Here is a 23,025-nt window from a genome sequence, read left to right on the forward strand (position 1 = left end):
TTTACTCGTAGAATTGATCCATTTCAATTGAACAGCCTTCCACTGCCAGGGAAACGCCCCCACGCGATCGTATGACCTGAAGCGCCATGAGTTTGCTAGATGCTCGACAGGCTCTGAAAGTTTCACTTTACGACTTTAATTTGCAACTTTGCTAAAGATTGGTGCATCGTGGGCTGCCAATTTACGACTTTATCAATTTCCGCGCCGTGACAATTCTGGGTTTCGGCCCTTGATCAATTAACGACTATATTTGGCAAGAATATTCTTCTTCAAGGGGCCGGGGCGGTACGAGCACGGTACTGCTCCACCCACTTCACCGACTGCGCGATGCCGCCAAACGGAAAGAAATGCAGGCTGACCTTGCCATGTGCTTCTGTCAGCCCGGCGGCCAGGCGATCAACAAACACATCCGGCCCCGCCGTGCCGAACAGCTTGCCGATGGAAATCCCGTACTTGGATAACATCGAGGCGCAGGCACCCACGCCGCACATTGCGGCATAGCGCGCCAGCACCGCGATGCTCGCGGGGCCCGGCACGCCCACGCGCACAGGATGGTTGACGCCACGCGCGCGCAGCGCTTGCAACCACGTCAACACGATGTCGGCATCAAAGGCGAATTGCGTGACGATCAAGGGCGTCATGCCGCGCTTCTCGATGCTGTGACACTTGCGTTCAAGCACCTCCCACTGTTCAGCCGTGTTCATCACCGGATGGCCTTCCGGGTGGCCGCCCACGCCGATCACCTTCATGCCCGCGCGCTCGAAAACGCCGGTGTCGATCAGCGAGGCACTGTCGGAAAACGGCCCCATCGGGGTCGACGGATCGCCAGCGATGATGACGCAGCGCTCGACGCCGGCTTCAGCGACCGCGCGCTGGATGAATGACTCCAAGCCAGCGAGCGAGACGATACGGCGCGCAGACAAGTGCGGCATGGGCTCAAAGCCGAGCTTGCGCACGGCGCGCGCCGCGGCCAGCCGCGCGTCGTCGTCCTCGCGTGCCAGGTAGGGAATGGTAATCGTGGACCCAGGCAATATCCGGGGCGCCGCCGCGCTCAACGCAGCAATGTCCTTCGTACTGGCTTCCAGGGAATAGGCATCAGTGATGTTGCCAGCGGGCCAGGGCTGAGCGGGATGCATCAAGGGGCCGACCATAGCTTCACTACGCATGAGCGCTGGCAGGCTGGCGCGCCAGTGCGATGAAGGCCTTCACGTAGTCGATGGCGGTGTCCGTCTCGCGTGCGCCCAGGAAAATCTGCTTGGCGATGCCGCGCGGGCCCAGCCGTACAGGCACCACGTCCATCTTGGCCGCGTATTCCTCGACCAGCCAGCGCGGCAGGGCGGCCACGCCGCGGCCGCTGGCCACCATCTGCAGCATGATGTCGGTCGTTTCGATGGCTTTGTGGCGCTTGGGCGTGACACCGGCCGGCAAGAGGAACTGGTTGTAGATATCCAGGCGCTCGATGTCGACGGGGTAGCTGATCAGTACTTCCTGGGTCAGTTGCTGCGGTTTTACATAGGCCGCCGACGCCAGGGCATGGCCCTGGGCCACGACCAGCACCTGCTCGTAGTCGAACACGGGTTCGAATGTCAGCCCCGGCTTGTACAGCGGGTCGGGCGTGACCAGCAGGTCGATCTCGTAGCCGAACAGCGCGCCGATGCCGCCGAACTGGAACTTTTGCTTGACGTCCACATCCACGTCGGGCCAGGCGGCCAGATAGGGAGACACCACTTTCAGCAGCCACTGGTAGCAAGGGTGGCATTCCATGCCGATGCGCAACGCACCGCGCTCGCCTTGCGCGAACTGGCCCAGGCGCTCTTCAGCCAGGTCCAGTTGCGGCAGCACCCGGTTCGCCACCGCCAGCAGATACTGGCCGGCCTGCGTCAGGCGCAAGTTGCGCCCTTCGCGCAGCCAGACGTCGGTGCCCAGCTGCTGCTCCAGCTTCTTCATGCTGTGGCTCAGGGCCGACTGGGTCAGGTGCAGCACGCTGGCTGCGGCCGTCAGCGAGCCTTGTTTTTCGACCTGCTGGACGATGCTGAGGTGGATGCGTTCAAGCATTGAAATGAGCCATATTCATGGATGTATGAAATAAGACCATTATACTTCATCGATTTCCCCCGCTATCATCCATCTCCTTGTCGTTGGCATTCTTCGCCCTCGCGCATCACTCCCTATGAAAGCAAACATGAAACGTCCACTTCGCTTAGTCGCGGTTTCCGGCGGGCTGCAACGCCCTTCCAAGGCGGCAGCCCTGGCCGAGCACCTGATGGATCTGATCGCCGAGGAAGTGCTGTGCGAACAGCGCCTGGTCGAGCTGGGCCAGCTCGCACCGCAGCTTGCCGGCGCGACCTGGCGCTCCCATCTGCCCGAGACGGTGGAGCGCGAACTTGCGGCGGTCGAGCAAGCCGACATTGTGGTGGTGGCAACGCCGGTCTTCCGTGGTTCCTACACGGGACTGTTCAAGCACTTCTTCGACTTCATTGACCAGGACGCCTTGATCGACAAGCCGATCTTGCTGGCGGCCACCGGCGGCAGCGAGCGCCATGCCCTGATGATCGACCACCAGTTGCGGCCGCTGTTCAGTTTTTTCCAGGCACGCACATTGCCGCTGGGCGTCTACGCGACCGACAAGGACTTTACCGACTACCGTCTGCAGGACGAGGCCCTGATCCAGCGGGCCGCGCTTGCCGTCCAACGGGCATTGCCCTTGGTCGGCTTGACGCGCCATGCGAGACATGCCGCCGCTGAAGCGCTGATCGCGGCCTGATACGCATCACCACGGTCAATCAACATATTCACCTTTTCGCAGACATCAGGACAGATCACCATGAGCAAAGATTTTGTATTCAGCATCAAGAGCATTGTTTTCGATGAAAACTATCACCCATCGGACAGCACGCGCTTGACGACCAACTTTGCCAATCTGGCCAGGGGAGAGCGTCGTCAGGAGAATTTGCGCAATACCCTGAAAATGATCGACAGCCGCTTCAACAGCCTGGCGCATTGGGATAACCCGAAGGCAGACCGCTACTCGGTGGAACTTGAAATCATTTCCGTCGCGTTGAATATCGGTGCCGAAGGCGACAATATTCCATTGATCGAGATATTGAAGCCGAATATCCTGGATAAAAAAACCAATGAGCGCATCGATGGCATCGCCGGCAATAACTTCTCCTCGTACGTGCGCGATTACGACTTCAGCGTGCTGCTGCCAGAGCACAACAACAATAAATCCACGTTTGGCACGCCGGACAATTTCGGCGATTTCCATGGCAAGCTGTTCAAGCACTTTGTCAAATCAACTGCTTACAAAGCGCGCTTCAGCAAGCCGCCCGTGATCTGCATCAGCGCCTCGAGCAGTAAAACCTATCAGCGCACTGAAAACCAGCACCCCATCCTGGGCGTCGAGTATCAGCAAAATGAGTTCTCGTCGACGGATACATATTTCGAAAAAATGGGGATGCAGGTGCGCTATTTCATGCCGCCAAACAGCTCCGCGCCGCTGGCCTTCTACTTTATCGGCGACCTGCTGGGTGACTACAGCAATCTTGAGCTGATCGGCACCATCAGCACGATGGAAACGTTCCAAAAGATTTACCGGCCCGAGATTTACAACGCCAATTCCGCGGCAGGGAAGTTGTATCAGCCTAGCCTGAAGAACCAGGATTACTCATTGACACAGATTGTCTATGACCGGGAAGAGCGCAGCCAGCTGGCGGTCAAGCAGGGCAAATATACGGAAGAGCACTTCATCAAGCCATACAAGCATGTTCTTGAACAATGGTCTGCGAACTACGCTCTCTGATTAATCACAATACACGACATCAATCATCATGAAAAAATTATTGCCTACTTCCACCGCTGGCAGCTTGCCCAAACCTTCCTGGCTGGCACAGCCTGAAAAGCTGTGGTCACCGTGGAAATTGCAGGACGAGGAATTAATCGAGGGCAAACAGGATGCCTTGCTTTTGTCACTGCAAGAACAGCAGCTGGCAGGCATCGATATCGTCAGTGACGGCGAGCAAACCCGCCAGCATTTCGTCACCACGTTCATCGAGCATTTGAGCGGCGTGGATTTCGACAAACGCGAGACCGTCAGGATTCGTGACCGCTACGATGCGAGCGTGCCGACCGTCGTGGGCGCCGTGAGCCGCCCGAAGCCGGTTTTTGTGGAAGACGCCAAGTTTTTACGTCAGCAAACCAAGCAGCCGATCAAATGGGCGCTGCCAGGTCCGATGACGATGATCGATACGCTGTATGACAGCCACTACAAGAGCCGTGAAAAACTAGCCTGGGAATTTGCCAAGATCCTTAATCAGGAAGCCCGTGAATTGGAGGCGGCCGGCGTCGACATCATCCAGTTTGACGAACCCGCATTCAATGTCTTCTTTGATGAGGTCAATGACTGGGGTATCGCCACCCTGGAACGGGCGATCGAAGGACTCAAATGCGAAACGGCCGTCCATATTTGCTACGGCTACGGCATCAAGGCCAATACGGACTGGAAAAACACGCTGGGCTCCGAGTGGCGCCAATATGAAGAGTCTTTCCCCAAGCTGCAGCAATCGAATATCGACATCATCTCGCTCGAATGCCACAACTCGCGTGTGCCCATCAACCTGATTGAACTCATTCGTGGCAAAAAAGTGATGGTCGGCGCCATCGACGTGGCCAGCAACACCATTGAAACCCCGGAGCAAGTGGCCGACACCCTGCGCAAAGCGCTGCGCTTTGTCGATGCCGACAAACTTTACCCGAGCACCAACTGCGGCATGGCGCCCTTGTCGCGTCAGGTAGCACGCGGCAAGTTGAATGCGCTCAGTGCAGGCGCGGCAATCATCCGGGGAGAGCTTTCCTAGCAGGCGGGTGATGTATCGAACAGGTTAGTTATGCCTTGTCGTACTGAGCGGAATTGGGTGCAACTTTATTGTTGCAATAACCCTTACGTCGTTCGAATCGGATTGGTATTTTGATAGCGTTATTCTCAGAGGAATCACTTCCTTTGAGTCCCGGCCACAGTAACGCAAGGACGTGCCGTAGCAGTGATACTACCGGTAGGTGCCGGGGGACTTCAACTTTCAAATAAGTTGGATTCCTTTCACTCTTCAGTTTGCGACCGGTAGCTATTTCGCAGCCTGCGTTACGCTACCGGATTCCACTTCCGTTTGAAACTGGCAGGCTTCGATATTGAAGATGTATCCATCTTTGCCTAGTCGAGCAACCGAAACATTCCCGTCATCCATGTAAACAACACCTAGATTCTTGTTGATATTCTTACAGGCGCTGCCTGATCGATATTCAATTGCCACTATTTGGGTCTTCAGCCATGGTGCTATTAATGGCAGTGATGTAGTCGAAGCATCAACACCTTGTACGAGCATCCATGCGAGAATGATCTTTGAGAGTGGTGACATCAGCATCGAGATTTCGAATTCGGACAGGAATTTTCTCGGTGGAAGGATATTTCCGGACGGACGTTTACCCTCACTTATTCTGTACCAAAACATTTGCTGTTTTTCCATCCAGCTTTCACCCAATACCGCGCGTGATTGAATCATCAGATTATTACTGATAGTAAAAATTGTTAAGACTAATAATTGGCATGAAGCATATATTGCCATTCCAACACCGATGGCTGCGATGAATACCATCGGTAAGTAAAAAGCAGTGACCAATGTCGTAAATTCAGCCACATACTTTGTATCAATTGATGATAGTGAGTGCACAAGCTGTTTTGCTTTTGAAAGGGCGATTACGGTAATGGCTGCACCCACAGATAACGCTAGTACTTTACCGAGAATAGGTCCCCACGCCTTCTTCAGTAGCCTTGTCGCCTGAGTGGTCATCTCGCAAATGCCTGCCATTGCTAAAATGGATCCAGCAACCCACAGAAAAGCCATAGCCGTATTGAGACCGATAACAATGCCCATTGTGGCACTCAGAGAGCAGAATGCTAGCGCGAGTAAATGGAAAGCTTTTACGATGGGACTAATATGAAAGAATTCACGCCACGCTTTTATGACATGCATCTCCTTACGCATCAATTGGAACCTTAACGCCTTCCAATGACCCCAGAACCTATAAAATAAGTAGAGGCTGATAGCACCCACAAAAAAACCAGCGATCCGCGCTTGCCAGACAGTCCCTTGTGCAAACCTCAAGGCAAAAAGGACGCCAATCGTTACCGCAACAACAAACAGCAAGCGGCTACGCGGGGTAGGCAGCCAATTATTCAATATCCTCAAAGCGATTCACTCCAGTTTAGAAATGAGCCATTTTCTCAGGTTAGAGCACGCCTAAACTTCACCAAATCTCACAAAAAATTACTGGTCCGCAGTAGAGTGTCTCGTCCGCCACCTCAGCGTACCTTGAGCGAATTTGGCGAACAAAGTAGCTTAGATTTTGCTTGGTCTGCCCGCCGCACTTCTGCCCTACGTTGGCTTGGTATTTTTGTAGTCGAGTTGGCTAACGCCAGCGTTTGAGTATCCTGCTCAGAATTCTTCCCAGTCTGCTGGCGAAGGAGCAACGTGGGCAGGTTTCTTGGCGGTAGATGCACGTATGGCGATGGCCTGCTGGCGTGTTGTCGTGGCGGCTGTCGCTTTGGTGTGCGGCGCGCCGGCGTCGAGCTTGAAGGCGCTCACCACCTGCGCCAGGGTGGCCGCCTGCTCCTGCATGGCCGCCGCTGCTGCCGCCGATTCTTCCACCAGGGCCGCATTTTGCTGGGTGACGTTGTCCATCTCGCTGATGGCCTGGTTGATTTGCTCGATGCCGGCCGTCTGTTCCGCGCTGGCCGAGGTGATGTCTTCCATGATGTCGGTCACGCGGCGCACGCTGTCGACCAGGTCGGTCATGGTGTCGCCGGCTTGATGCACGAGCTCGCTGCCGGCCGCCACGCTCCGGGTCGAGTCGTCGATCAGGGTCTTGATTTCCTTGGCGGCCGCTGCCGAGCGATGCGCCAGGCTGCGCACTTCCGTGGCCACGACGGCAAAGCCGCGTCCCTGTTCGCCTGCGCGCGCCGCTTCCACGGCCGCGTTCAAGGCCAGAATGTTGGTCTGGAAGGCGATGCCGTCGATGACGCCGATGATGTCGGCGATCTTGCTCGACGAGGCGTCGATTTGCCGCATGGTCGCCACCACTTGGGCGATGACGGCGCCGCCGCGCTGCGCCACGCCGGAGGCCGTGTCGGCCAGCACATGCGCCTGGCGTGCATTGTCGGCATTCTGCTTGACGGTCGAGGTCAGCTCTTCCATGGATGACGCCGTCTCTTCCAGCGAGCTGGCTTGCTGCTCCGTGCGCGCAGACAGGTCCAGGCTGCCCGCCGCCACTTCGGACGAGGCCGAGGCGATCGTTTCCGTGCCGGCGCGCACCGTGCCCACCGTGTGCGCCAGGCTGTCGTTCATGCGCTTGAGCGCCTGCAACAGTTGCCCCATTTCATCGCGCGACTGCACGGTGATCTGGCTGCGCAGATCGCCTGCGGCCACCGTGTTGGCCACCTGCAGCGCCGTGGCGACGGGACCGGTGATCGAGCGCGTGATGCCATACGCCAAGGCCGCCGCGATGGCCAAGGCCGCCAGCGACATGCCGATCAGCAAGGTGCGCGTGTTGGCATACGTGGTATTGGCGTTGTCGCCCGCCGTGGTAGCCAAGGTGTTTTGCAAGCTGATCTGTTCAGCGATCAATTGCTTGTAGACCAGCAAGACGGGACGCAGCTGGCCGTACAGGTAGGCGCTGCTGTCGTCCGGCGTGCCGCTCCTGATCAGTTCAAGCAAGGCTTCCTGCCCTTGCGCGTAGCGCGTGTTGGCGTCGTTCATCTTCGCCAGCAACGCGCGTTCACGGTCGGAATCGAGCATGCTCGCGAGCTTGCCGAGATTGCCGGCCGCCGCCTGGCGCGCGGCCAGGATGGCGTCCGTTTGCTTGCGCTGGTCGGCCGGATCGGCGCTGAGCATCATGTTGCGCAGGGCAATGGCGATGTCGTTGATGTTGGCCGAGACGCTGTTGGCGAGCTCGATCTTCGGCATGCTGTCATGCACGATATGGCCGGTGCCCTGGTTGATCTTGCCCAGCATGGCAATGCCCAGGCAGGAGATGATGATCAGCATGGCGCCGATGGCGCCAAAGCCCACTGCGAGGCGTGTGCCGATGGTCAGGTTGGATAAAAACTTCATGGCGGTCTCAATACGGAGGGAATGGTGAAAAGGTCGGCGGCGTGCAGATGGCTGCCGCGCCGCCAAGCGGACGACGATCCTAGACCTTTTTGAATCATATTTCCATAGGGCAATATGCCTAGTTTCCCTCCGGGGCACACGCCGGTTCCGCTTATCCTGCGGCTTGGCGGTGTTTTCAGCTATATTGGCAGGCACCTGCCGGGCGGCACGCCTTGACCGGCGCCGCCGCCAATCCGGCCGTTTTTCTCATTTTCAGCCATAGGTCCGCATGACTTCTTTCCGTCTCCGTTTCTTTCCCTTCCTGCTGGCGTTGTTGCTGGCCTGCTCGCTGGCTCCCCCGCCCGCCTGGTCGCAGCCCGTCGATGACGCCGCCACGGCCGACCAGCGCCTCGATGGCTTGCGCAAGCAGATCACGGGCATCCAGAAGGCGCTCGATGGCGAGGCGGAGCTCGATGACGCGACCCTGTCGCAGATGCGCGCCGATGCGCTGGCGGCCAGCGCCGAGGCGGACAAGGTTGCCGACGCGCTCGCGCCCACGCTCACCAGCGTGCAGGCGCGGCTGGCCGAGCTGGGCAAGCCGGCGGCGGGCACGAAAGATGCGCCCGACGTGGCGGCGCAGCGCAGCCAGCTGGACCGCACCAGCAGCGCGCTCGATGCGCAGGTGAAACTGGCGCGTTTGCTGGCCGTGGAAGCGACGCAGGCGTCGGAGCAAGTGTCGACGGTGCGTCGCGCGCAGTTGCAGGCGCGCCTGGGCGAACGCACGGCGTCGATACTGGCCGGCTCGTTCTGGAAACAGCTGCATGCGGAATTGCCGCAGAACCTGCAGCGCCTGCGGGCGCTGGAGCTGGAATTGGCGAATGCGGCAAGCGCCACGCCGTGGTCGGCCTGGGGCGGCTTGCTGGCCGCTATCGTGGCCGTGATCGGCGCCAGCGTCTGGATTTCGCGTTATCTGCTGGTGATCACGTCCACGCGCGTGCCGCATGGCCGCTTGCGCCGCTCGCTGCATGCGCTGGCCGTGCTGGTGCTGGCATTGGCCACGCCGGGCCTGGTGGCCGAATTGCTGGCCATGGGCTTGCGCTGGGAGGGCGGCCTGTCCGAAAAAACGTCGACTTTCCTCAGCAGCTTGATCGGCATCATCTGTTTTGCCGGCTTTACGGCAGGGCTCGGCCACGCGCTGCTGTCGCCGCGCCGCGTCTCGTGGCGTTTGCTGCCCCTGCCCGACGCGCTGGCGCACCGCATGCGCAATTTTCCATCGATGTTTTCCTTCATCGTCGTGCTCGTGTGGGCGACCGAAAGAGTCACCATCGTCATCAATGCGGGCCTGTCGACGGCCGTGGCCGTCAACTGCATCGTCGCCCTCGTGATGAGCACGACCATCGCCTACGGCTTGATGCGCGCCGAGCGCTGCTGGCGCCAGTTGCGCGAGGCCGATCCCGCCAATCTGATCACGCCGCTGTGGCTGCGCTGCGTCACGGTGCTGCTGTGGCTGGCGCTGGCGTCGAGCGTCATCAGCTTGCTGATCGGCTATGTGGCCTTTGGCAGTTTTATTGCCAAGCAAATCGCCTGGGTCATCGTCGTGCTGTGCAGCACCTATCTGCTGACGGTGCTGGTCGACGATATCTGCATGCTGCTGGCCTCGACGCCACCGCCGCCGGACGCCGCCCATCCTGTGCTGGCCACGCCCAAGGCGCGCGACCAGGCGGCCGTGCTGCTGTCTGGCATCGGCCGCGCCATCGTCGTGCTGCTGGCCCTGATGTTGCTCTTGGCGCCATTTGGCGAAGGTCCGGGCGAGCTGTTCCAGCGCGTCGGCAAGTTGCAGGATGGCCTGGCCATCGGCGAGGTGGCGATCCGCCCGGCCGCCATGATCCAGGCGCTGCTGGTGCTGCTCGTCGGCTTTGTCGCGCTGGGCTTGTTCAAGCGCTGGCTGCAAAACAGTTATTTGCCGACCACCAATCTCGACACGGGGATGCAAGTGTCGTTCATCACCCTGTTCGGTTACATCGGCGGCGTGCTGGCCGTGGCGCTGGCGCTGTCGGCGGCCGGCATTGGCCTCGAACGCATCGCATGGGTGGCGTCGGCCTTGTCGGTGGGTATCGGTTTTGGCTTGCAGGCCGTGGTGCAGAACTTCGTTTCCGGCTTGATCCTGCTGGCCGAGCGTCCCGTCAAAGTGGGCGACTGGGTGTCGCTCGGTGGCGTGGAAGGCGACATTCGCCGCATCAATGTGCGCGCCACGGAAATTCAGCTGGGCGACCGTTCGACGGTGATCGTGCCGAACTCGGAATTCATCACCAAGACGGTGCGCAACGTGACCCTGGCCAATCCGCTGGGCCTGGTGCAGGTGAAGCTGCCGCTGCCGCTGGGCACGGATGCGCAGGTGGCGCGCGCGCTGATCCTGTCCGTCTTTGTCGACAATCCCGACGTGCTCGACACGCCGGCGCCGAATGTGCAGCTCGACGGCATCGACAATGGCCTGTTGCTGTTCAACGCCACCGGCTTTGCCTCGTCGCCGCGCCTGACGTCGGGCATCCGCAGCGCGCTGCTGTTCGAACTGCTCAAGCGTCTGGACGAGGCGCACATCGCGATTGCCAAGCCCAGCACGATGGTGCTGAGCACTGTGCCGGCGCAGCCCGAGGCGCCGGCCATGTCAGCCGTTGCACCGGCACCGGCACCGGCTCCCGTGCCGCCGCTGACGAGCTGATCAGCGGATAGTCGACCACAGCAGGGCCGCCAGGTACAGGCCGATGCCGAACGCCGTGTGGGCCATCAGGCTGCGCAGGCGGGCCGCGTTTGGGTGCGGCGTCTTGCTGGCGGCCAGGCCGGCGCCCATGCCCGGCTGCAAGATGCAAAATGGCGCGGCCACGCTCACCAGGCCCGCCAGCAGGGCCGGCACGAACGTCGGCTGCTGCACCCACGTCTGTCCCACCAGCGCCAGCAGCACGGCCGCAAACAGCACGCCGATCAGGTAATGAGCCGTCCAGCCCAGGATGGCCTCGTCGCGCACGGGCGCCGCCTGGGCGATGTTGACATGGCTGAAGGTGCCGCGCGGCAAATGGCCGAGCCAGCGCCCCACCATCGCAAAGTTCAGCGAGGGGATGCACCAAAAGCGTTTCAAGGCCACTGCCCACACATCCATCACCGCCGTCGCGCCCACGCCGATCGCCAGTGCATCGAGCCAGAGTATTTGCATTGCTGTTCCTAACATTCAATTGATTGCTTGAATGTTATAAGGGTGCTAGCATCGTGTCAATGAAAAATGCTGATATCGAATTGCTGACCGGTTCCGCCGGGTTTGCCCATATTTTAGGCAGCGCGCCCCGTTTGCGTCTGCTCGAGCAGATCGCGCATGGCGAGTATGCGGTGGAGCAACTGGTGGAGTTGACGGGCCTGTCCGTGGCGAATACGTCCCAGCATTTGCAGCAGTTACGGCGCGCCGGTTTCGTGCAGGCGCGGCGCGACGGCAAGCGCGTGCTGTACCGGCTGGGCGGCGGACCCATCGTGCAATTGCTGGCCGCACTGGAGCTGTATGCGCAGCACCAGCGCAGCGAGTTGCAGGCGCTGGGCCGGGGCGACCACGTGGAAGCGATCACGGGCGACGAGTTGCAGGAGCGCATGCGCGAGGCCAGCATCACCGTGCTCGACGTGCGTCCCGCGCAGGAATTTGCCGCTGGCCACCTGCCCGGTGCGATCAATATTCCTTTTGATGACTTGCAGCGTCGCTTGGGCGAATTGCCCGCGAACGCAGAGATCGCCGCCTACTGCCGCGGCCCGTATTGCGTGCTGTCCGTGCAGGCCGTGGCGGCCCTGCGCCAGCACGGCTTGCAGGCGCGCCGTCTCGGCAGCGGCTACGACGACTGGCAGGCGGCCGGCTTGCCTGTCGTGCAGGCGGCGTAATGGCGATCCCCGACAGCAAGCAGGCACTGCTCGACGCCATCAACAGCACCTATGCGAAGCTGGCGCAGGAGCTGGCGCGCGTGCCGCCAGCGCTGGCGCGGGAACCCGTGCTGGAAGGACAAGTGGCGGGTACGCGCATGAGCGTGTGCGACTTGCTCGCCTACCTGGTGGGCTGGAACGAGCTGGTCTTGCACTGGCACGCGCAGCTGCGCGACGGCAAACGCATTGAGGACATCGCCTTTCCCGCCGAAGGTTTCACGTGGAACGCTCTGGGAAAACTGGCGCAGCGCTTCTATGCCGACTATGCTGAACTGGGCATGGACGAGTTGCTGCAGCGCCTGGAACAGGCGAAAGACCAGCTGCTGGCGCTGGTCGAAGCGCACGATGACGCGCAATTGTATGGCCAGCCCTGGTACACGCATTACACGATGGGGCGCATGATTCAGTTCAACACGGCGTCGCCGTATGCGAACGCGCGCACGCGCTTGCGGGCTTGGCTCAAGACCGTGTAGCACAGTGAGCTACGGGCTTGCACGATTGCATCAGTACGTTCAGGAAATTTTTCAGGCAGGATAGTGGTTTCAAGCGCAACCGACTGAAGGATCACCATGCTGACCATCGCCCTCGCCCAGCTCAACCCGACCGTGGGCGACTTCGACGCCAATGTCGCCGCCATCACCGCGCGCATGCAGCGCGCCAGCGAGGATGGCGCGGAGCTGCTCGTGTGCCCCGAATTGTCGCTGTGCGCGTATTACCCGGGCGACCTGTTCGAGGACGCCGCCTTCCTGCGCGATATGCAGCAGGCGCTGAATCAGCTGTTGGAAGCGTCCACGCGCTGGCCGGCGCTGGTCACCGTCATCGGCACGGCGCGGCCCAATCCCGGCGTCGGCAAGCCCCTGTACAACGCCCTGCTGGCGATGCGCGACGGGCGCATCGTGGCCGAATACTACAAGCAGCTGCTGCCCACTTACGGCATCTTTGACGAAGGCCGCCATTTCGAGCCGGGCCCGCCCGGCGCCTGCACGCTCGATATCGCCGGCTGCAAGGTCGGCTTCATGATTTGCGAAGACGGCTGGAACGACGACGGCCGCGCCTACGCCGTCAACCCGTTTGATGCCCTGCACGCGGCGCGGCCCGATCTGGTCGTCAGCATCAACGCCAGCCCGTCCGACATCGGCAAGCGCGCGCAGCGCCACGCCGTGTTTGGCGCCGCCTGCGCGCGCGTCAATCTGCCCCTGCTCTTCGTCAACCAAGTGGGCGGCCAGGACCAGCTCGTGTTCGACGGCGCCTCGTTCGCCATGTCGCCGAGCCAGGGCGTGGAATTCGAGGCGGCCCGCTTCGTCGAAGATTTTCAACTGCTGCGTTTCGCCGGCGGCCGTTTTACGCGGCCCGATGGTCAGCCTTTCCCCGTGCCCGACCCGGACGGCATCCCCGCCGTGGAATTTGCGCGGCGCCAGATCGTGCTGGGGTTACGCGACTACGCGCGCCGCTGCCGCTTTACGAAAGTCGTCGTCGGCTGCTCGGGCGGCATCGATTCCGCGCTGACCCTGGCCCTGGCCGTCGAGGCGCTCGGTGCCGACAACGTCGTGGGCATCACCATGCCGTCCGTGTTTTCCAGCGCCGGCTCGGTCACCGATTCCGTCGCCCTGTGCGCCAACCTGGGCATCGCCCTGCACACGCATGCTATACGCGACATCGTGGCGCAATATGAAATCGGGTACGCGCAAGCCTTCGACGGCAAGCTGCAAGGGCTGCCGCTGGAAAACCTGCAGGCGCGCGTGCGCGGCACGATCCTGATGGAATACTCGAACGCGTTTGGCGCCCTGCTGCTCACCACCGGCAACAAGAGCGAAATCTCGGTTGGCTACTGCACCCTGTACGGCGACACGAATGGGGGACTGGGCCTGATCGGCGACCTGTATAAAACGGAGGTCTTCGCCCTGTCGCGCCACATCAACGCCAGCGCCGGGCGCGAACTGATCCCCGTCGCCGTGCTCGATAAACCGCCGTCGGCGGAACTGGCGCCGGGCCAGCGCGACACGGACAGCTTGCCGCCGTATCCCGTGCTCGATGAGATTCTCAAATGGCATATCGAGGGACGCCGTTTGCCGGCGCAAGAAAGCGCGCAAGCACTGACCCTGGTCGACCAGCTGCGCGAGACGGACGAGGGACGAATTCTCGTCACGCGCATCCTCGGCATGGTCGCCCGCAACGAATACAAACGGCGCCAGGCGGCGCCCATCATCCGCGTGCGTTCGCGCGCCTTTGGCAGCGGGCGTCAATTGCCGATCGCCGCCCACTACCCCACCGGAGACGACGCATGACCTTATCCTATTCCGCCGACGCGGCCATCCTGATCGGCCGCTTCCAGCCTTTTCACAATGGCCATGCGGGCTTGCTGCAAAAGGCACTGGCGACGGCCGCGCAAGTGGTGGTGGTGCTCGGCTCGGCCTTCCATGCGCGCAGCCCGAAGAACCCGTTTACGTGGCAGGAACGGGCCGCCATGATTGCCGCGACCTTACCCGAGGCGCAGCGCGCGCGCGTGCATTACGTGGCCGTGCGCGATTACTACGACGATGGCCTGTGGGCCGATGCCGTGCGGCGTGCCGTGGCGGGCGCCGTGCCCAAGGCCCAGCGCGTCACCCTGGTGGCCTGCTTCAAGGACGCCACCAGTTATTACCTGCACCATTTCCCGCACTGGCAGTTGCTCAATCTGGAGATCGATCCCGGTGCCCCCATCGGCGCGACGGCGATTCGCAACGTGCTGTTCGAGGCGCAAGACGTGGACGTGTCGCTGAGCGCCGTGGCGCAGCTGCTGCCGGCCGCCATCGGCCAATATGTCAAAGCGTGGACCTTGCTGCCGTGGTACGCGCCGCTGGTGCAGGAATACCGCGCCATCGAAGCCTATAAAGCGCGCTGGCGCGCGGCGCCGTATCCGCCCATCTTCACCACCGTCGACGCGCTGGTGCAGACGGGCGGCCACGTGCTGCTCGTGCGCCGTGGCGGCTATCCTGGCAAGGGCTTGTGGGCGCTGCCCGGCGGCTTCCTGGAGCCGCGCGAGCGCCTGCTGCAAGGCGCCTTGCGCGAGCTGGCGGAGGAAACCCAGCTGGGCGTGCTGGCGCCCACCCTCGTCGAGGCGCTGGTCGGCGTGGCCGTGTTCGACCACCCGGACCGCAGCCAGCGCGGGCGCACCATCACGCATGCACATTACTTTGACTTGAAGACGCGCCAGTTGCCGGAAGTGACGGCGGCAGACGATGCGGCGCTGGCGCAGTGGGTGCCCGTGGCGGCGCTGCCGGCCATGGAAGAGCAATTCTTCGAAGACCATTTCCACATCCTGAACCACTTCCTCAAGCTCACGCACGAGGGGCGCTGAGGGGACGCAGTTCCCGGCTTCAGGACGTGATGCGTTCCCAGCCGTGCCGGACGGCCGCCTTGAAGTTGTCCCACGCCGATTGCGGATACGTGTGCTCCCACGTGGAACGCAGATCCGCTTCCACGTCGTCCCACGGGCGGCCCCGGTAGCTGTCGCTGCTGGCCATCGAATGGCCATAGCGGTAGGCGGGATCGTAGTCCTCGAAGCGCGCGCCGGTGGCGACATAGGTGGCGCTCCAGTGGCTGCGGTAGTACTGCTCGTCGTCGTAACTGGTGCCGGGCAGGTTGTCGGCGCCGGGATAGCGGCGCGCGTTGGCGCCCGCGCTGGACGGCGGCGGGGGCGTCATGTCGCTGGCAAATTGCTGCGACCCCGGCGACTCGTTCATGCTGCCCTGCTGCGATGGCGCATCCGACTGCATGCTGGCGCCCTGGCGCCGCGCGCTGCCGTCCTGCGGCGCGCCCTGCCAGCCGCCGGCGCGCCAGTGCTCGGCGTGCGCATCGATGTCGAGCGGCGCGTAGCGCTCGACGATGTCGGTGGCGCGCTGGATATCGGCGTCGCTCGCGCCTTCCAGGGTCAGCACGACATGTCCGCGCCGCACGGCTTCCGCATAGATGTGGCGGTCGGCGTGGTTGCCGAACAGGTCCGTAAAGAAATGCTTGACGCTGTCGAGCAGGTTGTCGCTGTCGTCGCGGCGGATGTTTTCCGTGGCGGAAGTGTCGTCACTGCCCGCATCGTGCAGGCGGATGCTGGCGCCAGGAAATCCCGCCGTGATCAGGTCGTGCCGGGCGCGCTCGGCCATGTCGCGCAGGGCGAAAACTGCTGCCAATGTATGTGCCATGATGGTCTCCAATCGGTGAACAACGTCCTGTCAGTGTAGGCCGTGCAAAACGAAAGGGGCGCCCGTTTGCCCCTTGGAAACCGTTGTATCTGTCAAATATTGACCACGTGAAACCTCAGTCCGGCGTGCCCACGAAGGCGCGCAAAAAGTCGATAAAGGCGCGCACCTTTTCCGCGATATGCTGGGTGTTCGGATACACGGCATACACGCCCTGCTGCGGAAAGACGACGTCGGGCAGCAGGCGGCGCAGGCGTCCCGCGCGCACTTCCGCCTCCACCTGCCATTGCGGCAGCAGGGCCACGCCGCAGCCGCCCAGGGCAAAGCCCAGCAGGGCCGAGGCGGAGTCGGAATGGATGGCGGCGTCATCCTGCACGGCAAAGGCGGCGGGGCCGTCCGGCGTGTGCACGTCCCAGCGCAGCGGCGCGGCCAGGCGGCTGTGCGCCAGCCAGCGCGCGCGCTGCAGTTCGTCCAGGCTGGCGATGCCCTTGGCAGGCAGGCTGGCCAGGTAGGCGGGCGAGGCGACGGGCCAGATCGCGTACGGCTCGATCAGCGCGGCGCGGTAGCTCGAATCGTTGAGGGAACCCATGCGGATGGCCAGGTCGTAGCGGCCCGAGATCAGGTCTTCATGCGAGGACGACGAGGAATGCTGGATCTGCAATTGCGGGTGGGCGGCGGCAAAGGCGATCAGCGCGGGGATCACCGTGCGGCTGCCGTATTCGACGGTGGTGGTCAGGCGCAGGGTGCCGCGCAAGCCCTGGTGGCCCTGGCGCGCCGTTTCGATGGCGCCCTGCGCTTCGCTGAGCACGCGCTGGCAATCCTCATAAAAGCGTCGCCCCACGTCGGTCAGCGCCAGGCTGCGCGTGCTGCGCGTCAGCAGCGACACGCCCAGCTCCGCCTCCAGCTGTTTCAAATTAAAACTGACGACGGCCTTGCTCTGGCCCAGCACGGCGGCGGCCGCCGTCAGCGAACCGGCGTCGACGATGGCGATGAAAATACCCCAACGGTCAAGACTGATCATAAATAAGAATGAGGAGGCATGCGGGTTGTAGAGGTTTGTCAAAATTTGTTTGACAGTGTAATCGGGGCTGGCCCGTTACGCAAATGGCGATGGACGCTTAAGCTGGCCGTTTGCCATTCGGAGCACCATGGACTATCGCAAAAAGGTGGCGGCCATCTATCTGCTGGGTTTTTTCGTCGACCTGATCAACATGTTCATCACCAGCGTCGCCTATCCCGACATCGGCCATGCCCTGCACGCCTCGGTGGCGCAGCTGGCCTGGATCAGCACCGCCTACATCCTCGGCCTGACCATCGTCATCCCCGCCAGCGCCTGGCTGGCTGCCTATTATGGCAGCAAAACCGTGTTCATGGCATCGTTGCTAACTTTTTTATGCGCCAGCATCGGCGCCGGCCTGGCGTCATCGATTGAAGCGCTGATTGCCTGGCGCTGCGTGCAGGGCCTCGGTGGCGGCTTGCTCATCCCGCTGGGGCAAAGCATGACCTACCAGCTGTACCAGCCTGCCGAGCGTCCGGGCCTGTCCTCCGTCATCATGCTGGTGGGCTTGCTGGCGCCCGCCCTGTCGCCTGCGCTGGGCGGTGTCATCGTCGATAGTCTTTCCTGGCGCTGGATTTTCTACCTGAACGTGCCATTCGCCGCGCTGGCGCTGCTGCTGGCCGCCTGCTGGCTGCGTCCTGACCCACCGCGCGCGCAAGTGCCCCGCCTCGACACGGGCGGCCTGCTGGCGGGCAGCACAGCCATCCTTTTGCTGTTGCTGGGCCTGACGATGCTGGGCACGCCGGACGAGCTGCTGGCCGGCGCCGGCGTGCTGGCGCTGGGTGTTGCCTGCGCCTGGGCTTACGTGCGCGGCGCTTTGAGAAAATCGACGCCGCTGCTGAACCTGCGCCTGGCCAGTGAGCCGCTGCTGCGCATCGCCATGCTGATGTATCTGCTGGTGCCAGGCGTCTTCATGGGCGTGAGCCTGCTGGCCATGCTGTATCTGCAGGGCGTGCTGGGCATGTCGGCATCGACGGCGGGTGCGCTGATGCTGCCATGGGCGCTGGCCTCGTTTGCGGCCATTTCGCTGACCGGCAAAAGCTATCGCCGCGTGGGTCCGCAACCGCTGTTCATCGCGGGCGCCCTGCTGCAGGCGGCCGGCATGCTGATGCTGCTGCGCGTGGAGGCGGCCGATCAGCTGTTCTGGCTGGCCGGCGCGTACGCCGTGATGGGCTTTGGCGGCGGTTTGTGCAGCAGCACGGCGCAAAGTACGGCCTTCTTGCGCACGCCGGATGGGCAGCTGAGCCAGGCCAGCGCCGTGTGGAATATCAACCGCCAGCTGGGCTTTTGCCTCGGTGTCGCGCTGCTCAGCGTACTGCTCAATGGCTTGCTGGCGGCGCAGGGCATCGCATCGCTGGACGACCCCGCCCAGCACCTGCGTGCGGCGCAGGTATTTCACTGGTGCTTTGCGCTGGCCGCAGCGTCGTGCGTCCTGCCCCTGGCGCTGTGCCTGCGTATCGACAACCGCGCCGTTCTCGACCTTTTACAACACCATGGAGCTAGCAAAAAATGACTGCAACGAACCCGTATTTTGACGACGTTTTATCCACGCATGTGCTGATCCGCGAGTGGCTGTCTGGCGAGGCGGCAGTGGAAAACTGCGCGCAATTGCTGGCGCGTTTTTCGCCCGGCTTTACGATGGTCGCGCCGGGTGGAATGCGGCTCGATCACGCTGGCTTGACCAGGTTTTTCCAGGGCGCCGGCGGCAGCCGACCGGGCCTTGCCATGCGCATCACGGACTTGCAATTGATCCAGGAAAGCGCCGCCGGCGCCACCGTCTCCTACCGTGAATTCCAGTCGCTGCCGGGCGCGGAAAACACCGAGCGCTGGTCCACCGTCGTGTATGAAAAAACGCCCGATGGCGCTTTGCTGTGGCGCCATCTGCATGAAACGTGGGCGGCGCGGGCGGATTGATCCTGCAGCGTGGCGGCAAGAAGCAGGGCCGCAAACACTGAGTGGCAACGGCGCGCTCAGGCCGGCTTGGCCGTCATCAGGTAAAACACGATGATGAGGGCGAAGAAGGCGGGCACGCCCAGCGCCGTCCAGATGCGCAGGTAGCGCCAGTACAGCGCGGGCAAGGCGACGCCGTCGCGCGCGCTCGTTTGCGCCATGTCGCGCATGCGCATCTGCAGCCACACGACGGGTAGCCAGCAGGCGCCGGCCACGAGGTACAGCACCACGGACCAGACGATCCAGCGGCTGCTCAAGAGATAACCGGCCAGGTGCGCCAGATAAAAGCCGCTCAGGGGCTGGAACACCACCGTGGTGGCCGTAAACAGCCAGTCGGCGCGCACCACGTGGCGGCTGACGACGGCGATGGCGCGCACGTCGCGGCTCAGGCTGGTGAACAGCATGTAGAAGGCCGAGCCGATGCCGGTGCCGAACAGCAGGGTCGACGAGACGATGTGCAGCCATTTGACGATCAGGTATTCCATGGCTTTTCCTCCAGTTGGTACAGCAGCCACAGGGCCGCCAGCATGGGCAGGTTTTTCGTCAGGGGGCCGTAGGGATGCCACAGGAATTCCGGCAGGAATACGGCGATCCAGACGCTATAGAACACGATGAGCGCGGCTTGCAGCGGCCATAGCCAGCGCCGCCACGGCGGGTGCAGCGCCAGGGTGGCCATGCCCAGCAGCAGGTCGAACAGGCAGGCGCCGGCCAGCAGCGGCGGCGCCCAGGCGGGCGGCACGCCGCTGCGTTCGAGCAGGCGATAGCTGTCTTCGACTGGATAGACGCCGCCCGAGACGATGGCCGTGGCGAGCCACACGATGGCGATCGACAGGCGCAGCACGGGCAGCAGCCAGTCCAGCTGGGCGCGCACGGCCGCGCCGCGCGCGTCGCTGATGAACTGCGCCACGGGCCGCGGCGCGCGCCCCAGCAACCGCCGCGTGAGCCCTGCATCGGCCGTATTGCCGCGATCCAGCATGCGCAGGGTGGCGCGGTCCGGCATGGCAAAGCCCAGCAGCCTGGCCAGCAGCAGCATGGGCGGCATCAGTAGCCGCGGTAGCGGCGCGACGCGCAGCCGTCCCAGCCCCATGGCCGCGCGCAGGGCCGCCAGGTAGGCCGTGAACGGCAGCGCCTGTGGTCCCACGACGGGCACGCGGCGCGTCTTCTGGCCGCCCAGTGCGCCCGCGCCGCGCACCAGCGCCACGATGACATCGGTCAGGTCGTCGATATGCACCGGCTGCACCAGCTGCGGCGCGCGGCCGAAGCGGGGATACACGGGCAGGCTGGCCAGCATGCGGAACAGGCGCGCACTTTCGCCGTCGTCGCCATACACGAGCGAAGGCTGCACGATGACGGCGCGCAGCGGCAGGCTGGCGAGAAAATCGTCGGCCGCCTTCTTGCTCAGGTGGTAAGGCGAGACGGCGCCTGCGTCCGCGCCCAGGGCCGACAGCTGTATCACCAGCTGCACCTCGCTCTCGGCGCAGGCGGCGAACAGGGCGCGCGGCGCCTGCGTGTGCAGGGCCGCGAACGTCTGCGCGCCATGCTCGGCGATGATGCCGACGCAGTTGATGACGACGTCGATGCCGTCCAGGCGCGGCAGCCATGCGGCCTTGGCCGTGTCGCGCGCAAAATCGGCTTCGATCAGGCGCACGCGCTGCTCCTTGCCGCCGCGCGCATGCGGCGGCGCGCGGCGCGTCGTGCACGCGAGCTGGAAACCTTCGGCCAGCAGCGCGGTCGAAACATGTGTTCCGATGAAACCGCTCGCTCCCGTCAGCAGTATGCGCATGCATGCCTCCTCTTGACGGGATTGGATAGGTCTTTTGCGTTTCAGTTCACTGTGCGATCACACCACTGGAGAAAAACCATGCCCGCCCTGCCCCCTTCCATGCGTCATGGCGCCCTGTCGGGTAGCCTCGCCTCCATCCTGTCCGCCGCCGCCCTGGCCCTGTGTGGCCGGCGCGAAACGGGCAGCGTGTTCGCCGCCGTCAACGCCGTCAGCCACTGGCTGTGGGGCGACCAGGCGGCGCGCCGCGATGATGCCTCGCTCAGGCACACCCTGGTCGGCTATGTCATCCACCATTGCAGCGCCATGTTCTGGGGCGTGCTGTTCGAGCGCTATGCGGCCCACATCCTCGACCGGCGCCGCGTGGCGTCCACCGTGGCGGCGGCGGCCGGCGCCACGGCCGTGGCCTGTTTCACGGATTACCAGCTGACCCCGCACCGCCTGCAGCCCGGCTACGAGATGCGCCTGTCGCGCCCCTCGCTGCTGCTGGTGTACGGCGCCTTCGGCGTCGGCCTGGCCGCCGGCGCGCTGTGGCTGCGGCGGCGCTGAGGCGCTGCGCGAGTCACTTTCCTACACGCCGGCCCGCCGCGCGCCTATCTTGCCGGCCGTTGCGTGCCAGTAGCATGGACCTTCATCCACCAACCGAGGAGAAGCGCATGCAGGACGAACATGGCAACACCCCGCAGCATCCTGCCGACCAGGGGCGCAACACGCGCATGGACAAGACCGATGCCGACAAGGCGCAGGGCGATCCCTACGCCAACCAGGGCGGCGGCAAGCTGGCCAGCGGCAATGCCAACAGCGGCCACTGGGCCAACGACGTCATCACGCCGCAGGGCGGGCCCGACCCGGTGGAGCAGGAAAACCTGCCCACCCTGACGCAATCTGACGACAACGCCCACGTCAAGGGCGCGGCGCAGCGGCCGCAAAGTGAAGCGGGCAAGCTGGCCGATGACCGGCCGGGCCGCAACGAGTCGAAAGACATCCACAGATCACTGAATCAGCACGAGTAGACCGGCGTGCTGCGAACGAGGAGAGCACCATGTTTGCACACAACAAGCGACTGCAATACACGGTCAGGGTGGAGCAGCCCAATCCCGGGCTGGCCAACCTGATGCTGGAACAATTCGGCGGCCCGCAGGGCGAGCTGGCCGCCGCCTGCCGTTACTTCACGCAAGCCTTGTCGGAGGACGATCCGGGCCGCAAGGACATGCTGTTCGATATCGCCACGGAAGAACTGAGCCACCTGGAAGTGATCGGCAATATCGTCGTCATGCTCAACAAGGGCGCCAAGGGGCGGCTGGCCGAGGGCGTCGACCAGGCGGCGGAGCTGTACCGCAACATCACGGGCGCGGGCAACGACAGCCACGTGACGCAAGTGCTGTACGGCGGCGGCGCCCCGCTGGTCAATTCGGCCGGCGTGCCGTGGACGGCCGCCTACATCGACACCATCGGCGAACCGACGGCCGACCTGCGCTCGAACATCGCCGCCGAGGCGCGCGCCAAGATCGTCTACGAGCGCCTGATCAACCTGACGGACGACCCGGGCGTGAAGGAAGCGCTGGGTTTCCTGATGACGCGCGAAGTGGCGCACCAGAAGTCGTTTGAAAAAGCCCTGTATTCGATCGAGCCCAATTTCCCTCCTGGCAAATTGCCGGGCGATCCGCAGTATGCGGATGTGTATTTCAATATGTCGCAGGGGCAGGGCGAGGAACGGGGACCGTGGAACCAGGGCGGCAAGTGGCAGTACATTTCCGACCCGCGCCAGCAGATGGCCGTCGATGGCGGCACGGGAGAGGCGGAAGTGAAATTGCCGCAGGACGAACTGGCGACCGTGCAGCAGATGGCCGCGCGCACGGCGTCCAATCCCGATGCCGACCCGTTGACGGGCGCGGAACTGGGCATGCGTCCGAACGGCCGCGATGGCAGCAGCTCGTCCATGCCCTTGTAGCGCAACAGGCCGGGCTTCACCAG

At 63.0% G+C, this 23,025-nt stretch carries 22 protein-coding genes; 13 read left to right on the forward strand and 9 right to left on the reverse strand.

The window, feature by feature from the left end; all coding sequences use genetic code 11:
* Nucleotides 1-269: 269 nt before the first annotated feature.
* Both ACPJXG_RS28265 and ACPJXG_RS28270 read right to left on the reverse strand, forming a co-directional pair.
* Entirely contained in the window at nt 270-1,136 is an 867-nt protein-coding gene (locus tag ACPJXG_RS28265; RefSeq protein WP_425254799.1) for a methylenetetrahydrofolate reductase, read from the reverse strand.
* A 22-nt stretch (nt 1,137-1,158) separates the two neighbouring features.
* The gene (locus tag ACPJXG_RS28270) at nt 1,159-2,055 is read right to left on the reverse strand and encodes a LysR family transcriptional regulator (protein WP_425252960.1); all 897 of its coding nucleotides are present in this window, start codon (nt 2,053-2,055) and stop codon (nt 1,159-1,161) included.
* 127 nt (nt 2,056-2,182) lie between these two features.
* On the opposite strand from ACPJXG_RS28270, the gene msuE reads away from it, so the two are divergent.
* From msuE to ACPJXG_RS28285, 3 genes are read left to right on the forward strand one after another with little or no spacing between them, the layout of a single operon-like run.
* The gene (msuE, locus tag ACPJXG_RS28275) at nt 2,183-2,764 is read left to right on the forward strand and encodes an FMN reductase (RefSeq protein WP_425252961.1); all 582 of its coding nucleotides are present in this window, start codon (nt 2,183-2,185) and stop codon (nt 2,762-2,764) included.
* A gap of 60 nt (nt 2,765-2,824) precedes the next feature.
* A complete protein-coding gene (locus tag ACPJXG_RS28280; protein WP_425252962.1) occupies nt 2,825-3,802 on the forward strand; it encodes a DUF1852 domain-containing protein in 978 nt (325 codons plus the stop codon).
* A gap of 28 nt (nt 3,803-3,830) precedes the next feature.
* Nucleotides 3,831-4,856: a methionine synthase gene (locus ACPJXG_RS28285; RefSeq protein WP_425252963.1), complete on the forward strand. Its 1,026-nt coding sequence runs from the start codon at nt 3,831-3,833 to the stop codon at nt 4,854-4,856.
* A gap of 264 nt (nt 4,857-5,120) precedes the next feature.
* On the opposite strand, the gene ACPJXG_RS28290 is transcribed toward ACPJXG_RS28285, so the two are convergent.
* Both ACPJXG_RS28290 and ACPJXG_RS28295 read right to left on the reverse strand, forming a co-directional pair.
* Nucleotides 5,121-6,233: a hypothetical protein gene (locus tag ACPJXG_RS28290; protein WP_425252964.1), complete on the reverse strand. Its 1,113-nt coding sequence runs from the start codon at nt 6,231-6,233 to the stop codon at nt 5,121-5,123.
* Nucleotides 6,234-6,488: 255 nt separating this feature from the next.
* Complete coding sequence (locus ACPJXG_RS28295; RefSeq protein ID WP_425252965.1) at nt 6,489-8,162, reverse strand: methyl-accepting chemotaxis protein; 1,674 nt, start codon at nt 8,160-8,162, stop codon at nt 6,489-6,491.
* Between the two features lie 268 nt (nt 8,163-8,430).
* Here ACPJXG_RS28295 and ACPJXG_RS28300 point away from each other — a divergent pair, with 268 nt between their 5' ends.
* Entirely contained in the window at nt 8,431-10,860 is a 2,430-nt protein-coding gene (locus ACPJXG_RS28300; protein WP_425252966.1) for a DUF3772 domain-containing protein, read from the forward strand.
* Here the strand turns inward: ACPJXG_RS28300 and ACPJXG_RS28305 are convergent, their stop codons facing one another.
* Nucleotides 10,861-11,349 carry a DUF2938 domain-containing protein gene (locus tag ACPJXG_RS28305; protein WP_425252967.1) on the reverse strand — a complete coding sequence of 163 codons (489 nt, stop codon included), beginning with the start codon at nt 11,347-11,349 and terminating at the stop codon, nt 10,861-10,863.
* 59 nt (nt 11,350-11,408) lie between these two features.
* Here ACPJXG_RS28305 and ACPJXG_RS28310 point away from each other — a divergent pair, with 59 nt between their 5' ends.
* The 4 genes from ACPJXG_RS28310 (at nt 11,409) to ACPJXG_RS28325 (ending at nt 15,429) form a co-directional block, all read left to right on the forward strand.
* The gene (locus ACPJXG_RS28310; RefSeq protein ID WP_425252968.1) at nt 11,409-12,053 is read left to right on the forward strand and encodes an ArsR/SmtB family transcription factor; all 645 of its coding nucleotides are present in this window, start codon (nt 11,409-11,411) and stop codon (nt 12,051-12,053) included.
* Nucleotides 12,053-12,565 carry a ClbS/DfsB family four-helix bundle protein gene (locus tag ACPJXG_RS28315; RefSeq protein ID WP_425252969.1) on the forward strand — a complete coding sequence of 171 codons (513 nt, stop codon included), beginning with the start codon at nt 12,053-12,055 and terminating at the stop codon, nt 12,563-12,565. Before ACPJXG_RS28310 ends, ACPJXG_RS28315 begins: the two co-directional genes overlap by 1 nt.
* A 96-nt stretch (nt 12,566-12,661) precedes the next feature.
* Entirely contained in the window at nt 12,662-14,377 is a 1,716-nt protein-coding gene (locus tag ACPJXG_RS28320; RefSeq protein WP_425252970.1) for an NAD+ synthase, read from the forward strand.
* Nucleotides 14,374-15,429, forward strand: a complete 1,056-nt coding sequence (locus ACPJXG_RS28325; RefSeq protein WP_425252971.1) for a bifunctional nicotinamide-nucleotide adenylyltransferase/Nudix hydroxylase — start codon at nt 14,374-14,376, stop codon at nt 15,427-15,429. The genes ACPJXG_RS28320 and ACPJXG_RS28325 overlap by 4 nt, the downstream gene beginning before the upstream one ends.
* 19 nt (nt 15,430-15,448) lie before the next feature.
* Here the strand turns inward: ACPJXG_RS28325 and ACPJXG_RS28330 are convergent, their stop codons facing one another.
* Together ACPJXG_RS28330 and ACPJXG_RS28335 are read right to left on the reverse strand one after the other, a co-directional pair.
* Entirely contained in the window at nt 15,449-16,267 is an 819-nt protein-coding gene (locus ACPJXG_RS28330) for a hypothetical protein (RefSeq protein ID WP_425252972.1), read from the reverse strand.
* Between the two features lie 115 nt (nt 16,268-16,382).
* Complete coding sequence (locus ACPJXG_RS28335; RefSeq protein WP_425252973.1) at nt 16,383-17,285, reverse strand: LysR family transcriptional regulator; 903 nt, start codon at nt 17,283-17,285, stop codon at nt 16,383-16,385.
* A gap of 127 nt (nt 17,286-17,412) precedes the next feature.
* On the opposite strand from ACPJXG_RS28335, the gene ACPJXG_RS28340 reads away from it, so the two are divergent.
* Complete coding sequence (locus tag ACPJXG_RS28340; RefSeq protein WP_425252974.1) at nt 17,413-18,834, forward strand: MFS transporter; 1,422 nt, start codon at nt 17,413-17,415, stop codon at nt 18,832-18,834.
* Nucleotides 18,831-19,235: a DUF4440 domain-containing protein gene (locus ACPJXG_RS28345; protein ID WP_425252975.1), complete on the forward strand. Its 405-nt coding sequence runs from the start codon at nt 18,831-18,833 to the stop codon at nt 19,233-19,235. Before ACPJXG_RS28340 ends, ACPJXG_RS28345 begins: the two co-directional genes overlap by 4 nt.
* A 56-nt stretch (nt 19,236-19,291) precedes the next feature.
* On the opposite strand, the gene ACPJXG_RS28350 is transcribed toward ACPJXG_RS28345, so the two are convergent.
* Together ACPJXG_RS28350 and ACPJXG_RS28355 are read right to left on the reverse strand one after the other, a co-directional pair.
* The gene (locus ACPJXG_RS28350; RefSeq protein ID WP_425252976.1) at nt 19,292-19,756 is read right to left on the reverse strand and encodes a DUF2269 family protein; all 465 of its coding nucleotides are present in this window, start codon (nt 19,754-19,756) and stop codon (nt 19,292-19,294) included.
* Nucleotides 19,744-21,054, reverse strand: a complete 1,311-nt coding sequence (locus ACPJXG_RS28355) for an SDR family oxidoreductase (protein ID WP_425252977.1) — start codon at nt 21,052-21,054, stop codon at nt 19,744-19,746. Before ACPJXG_RS28355 ends, ACPJXG_RS28350 begins: the two co-directional genes overlap by 13 nt.
* A gap of 78 nt (nt 21,055-21,132) precedes the next feature.
* Between ACPJXG_RS28355 and ACPJXG_RS28360 the strand changes: the two genes are divergently transcribed.
* From ACPJXG_RS28360 to ACPJXG_RS28370, 3 genes are all read left to right on the forward strand, one after another.
* Nucleotides 21,133-21,600 (forward strand): hypothetical protein, encoded by a 468-nt coding sequence (locus tag ACPJXG_RS28360; protein WP_035823345.1) that lies wholly within the window; start codon nt 21,133-21,135, stop codon nt 21,598-21,600.
* A 107-nt stretch (nt 21,601-21,707) separates the two neighbouring features.
* Nucleotides 21,708-22,064: a hypothetical protein gene (locus ACPJXG_RS28365; RefSeq protein ID WP_035823344.1), complete on the forward strand. Its 357-nt coding sequence runs from the start codon at nt 21,708-21,710 to the stop codon at nt 22,062-22,064.
* A gap of 29 nt (nt 22,065-22,093) precedes the next feature.
* Nucleotides 22,094-23,002, forward strand: a complete 909-nt coding sequence (locus ACPJXG_RS28370; protein WP_425252978.1) for a manganese catalase family protein — start codon at nt 22,094-22,096, stop codon at nt 23,000-23,002.
* Nucleotides 23,003-23,025: the final 23 nt, after the last annotated feature.

It is taken from the genome of Janthinobacterium sp. NFX145 (assembly GCF_049810325.1).
GTDB lineage: Bacteria > Pseudomonadota > Gammaproteobacteria > Burkholderiales > Burkholderiaceae_D > Janthinobacterium > Janthinobacterium rivuli.